The sequence below is a fragment of the Candidatus Planktophila sp. genome, assembly GCF_046070465.1.
Lineage (GTDB): Bacteria > Actinomycetota > Actinomycetes > Nanopelagicales > Nanopelagicaceae > Planktophila.
Genome location: NZ_JBJTMK010000045.1, coordinates 1 through 2,665, shown reverse-complemented (window position 1 = coordinate 2,665; position 2,665 = coordinate 1). Strand labels below are relative to the sequence as shown.

Here is a 2,665-nt window from a genome sequence, read left to right as displayed (position 1 = left end):
TCCTTTGCGCTCGCTCTAGGTGTTCGAAGACTCTGAATATTCGAACAGATGTTCGAAAAATAGCCCACCCCACCGACAAGGGCAACGCTCGACCTTGCCTTCAGGGTTGAGCGTGGGCGAAAGTAACGAAGGGATGAAGATTGAGTGTCGACTGAACACAAATGGGCGTGGCATCTCAATCGAGCAGGGTCGCCCCCTAGATTTCGCAACGTGAAAACCACTTACGCCCTCAAGCGCGCACTTGTTGCCGCATCTGCTGTTGCAGCCCTTGCTGTAACAGTCATTACTCCTATCGCACAGGCTGTTACATACTCAGCCCCATCTGCTCCGACAAAGGTCGTAGCAAATGAAGGAACAAATGGAATCACTGTCAGCTGGACGCCATCTGCTGCAACAACTCCAGAGATCACTTCATACATCGTCTCTGCAGGACCTGGATCGTGTCCAATAATCGTTCCCGCAACTGCAAAGTCAGTTGTCACAATTCCTGTACTTGCAGGTCAAAAGACATTTACACCTGTTGTTCAGGCAGTAAATGAATATGGAATCTCTGCAGCTGCAAAGGCAAATAAGAGCTTCGATGCAACAAAGTTGAAGCTTGCAACAGTGAACGCTGATTACAAGTCACTTCAATTCTTACAGCTATCTGACCTCCACGGTGCAATTGACGTATCGTCAACAAGCATTGGCGCAGCAGGACTTGTTGCAGCATGGAACAACGATCGCCTTCTTAACCCAAACACAGTTGCTGTAACTTCAGGTGACAACATCGGTGCTGCTCCACAAATCTCTTCTGCATTCGAAGAGCTCCCAACCATCGAAGCGCTCAACCTCATGAAGGTTGATGCATCAACATTTGGTAACCACGAACATGATCGCGATATTGCACATGTTCAAAAAGTTATCGGCGCATCTGATTTCCAGTGGGTTGTTTCAAACTACAGCTCACTCAAGGATCTTGTTTCGGGATCAAAGGCAGCAAAGCCATACACAATGGTCACACGTGACGGAGTCAAGATTGGCATCGTAGGCTCAAACACAGAGTCAACAGTCGAGCAGGTATTCCCGGGCAACCTCAAGGGAGCTTCCGGAACAATCACAATCGATCCAGGTGTCACAGGTATCAATAAGGCAATTGCTGATGCCCGTGCAGCAGGCGCACAAGTTGTTATCGCGCTTGTTCACCAGGGATGGACAGAGAACCTTGATGGAGTTGCACAAGGACGCCTTCCAGATCTCGCATCACAAATCAAGGGCGCAAACGTAATCTTCGGTGGTCACAGCCACCTTGTTTACTCAACAGCTGTCCCAGCTGCATCACTACGATCTTCAGCAACATTGGTTGCCGAAGTTCGCAACGCAGGCGTTGAGTACACACGTACAACACTCTGTCTCAACACAAAGACAGGTCGCGTGAAGGGATCAGCCGTTGAGTACATCTCAAAGGCTGATGCTGCAAAGTTCACGCCAGATGCAACAGCAGCAGCGCTTGTGAAGAAGTATAAGGATCAGTTGGCACCAAAGCTTGATGTCAAGATCGGTACAGTCTCTGCAGTATTCCCACGCGGAGGATCTCCAGCAGTCGAGCGTTCAAGTGAAACACCACTTGGAAACTTCACAGCTGATGCAATCCGCGCGAAGTACAAGACTGACTTTGTATTCCTTAACGGTGGAGGTATCCGCGATACATTCCCTGCTAAGACATACACGCCATTGGATAAGACGCTTGTTCGCCCAGCAACTTCAGCAGCTGGTCCATACGATGTAACAGTCGGCGATGCAATGACAGTCTTCCCATTCGGTAACTCTGTCTCAACAACAACAATCACAGGTACATTGCTCTGGAAGGCGCTTGAAAATGGCGTCGGTGGTGCATACCCTGCAGATGGTCGCTTCCCACAAATCTCAGGATTTAAGTTCTCATTCGACAGCAGCAAGCCACTCGGCTCACGCGTCGTGTCAGTAACTACTCTTGACGGCAAGGCAATCGCAAAGGATTCAACTGTCTACACCGTTGCAACTTTGGATTATGTGGTTCAGGGCGGAGACGGCTATGTCGGCGTCTTCTCACCTGCGACAGCAAAGGTTCGTGATCTCTTGGTCGATGTCTTCATCGAAGCCGTGAAGGCAGCAAAGACAATCACAGTTCCAGTAGCTGATGGACGCACAACAAAGGTTGGCTAATCGCCTGCTTGAGTGAAAGGAAAAGGGTCGCACTGTTACGGTGCGGCCCTTTTCTTATGCATAGATGGCGTGTCGTTTTTGGAATATAGTTGAAATTTCAACTAAGGCACGTACCATTAATCCGTACTCAGCAGATAATGCTGGGCAAACACACTAGGAGAATGAATTGAACGCACTACTTATTATCGGCCGTATCTTCTTTGGCGCGCTCTGGATTGGCGCTGGCTTTGCGCACTTTAAGAACCTCGAAGCAATGACAGGCTATGCACAGTACAAGAAGCTTCCCGCCGCAAAGCTCGGAGTTATCGGATCTGGCCTTACCTTCCTTGTCGGTGGAATCCTCGTCGTTCTCGGAACATGGGTTGACCTCGGTGCTCTCTTGATCGCACTCACAGTCATCCTCGCGGCTCTTATCTTCCACCAGTACTGGAAAGAAACAGATGCAAATACAAAGATGCAGGAGACAATGGCATTCAATAAG

2 protein-coding genes are annotated in these 2,665 nt (G+C 49.3%); both read left to right on the top strand.

The annotated features are described in order from the left end of the window. The first annotated feature begins 210 nt into the window (after positions 1 to 210). Complete coding sequence (locus ACKOVI_RS02230) at positions 211 to 2,184, top strand: 5'-nucleotidase C-terminal domain-containing protein (protein ID WP_509602386.1); 1,974 nt, start codon at positions 211 to 213, stop codon at positions 2,182 to 2,184. Positions 2,185 to 2,350: 166 nt separating this feature from the next. Further along, positions 2,351 to 2,665, top strand: a 315-nt coding sequence (locus tag ACKOVI_RS02225; RefSeq protein ID WP_509602385.1) for a DoxX family protein, incomplete at its 3' end; no start/stop codon positions are given.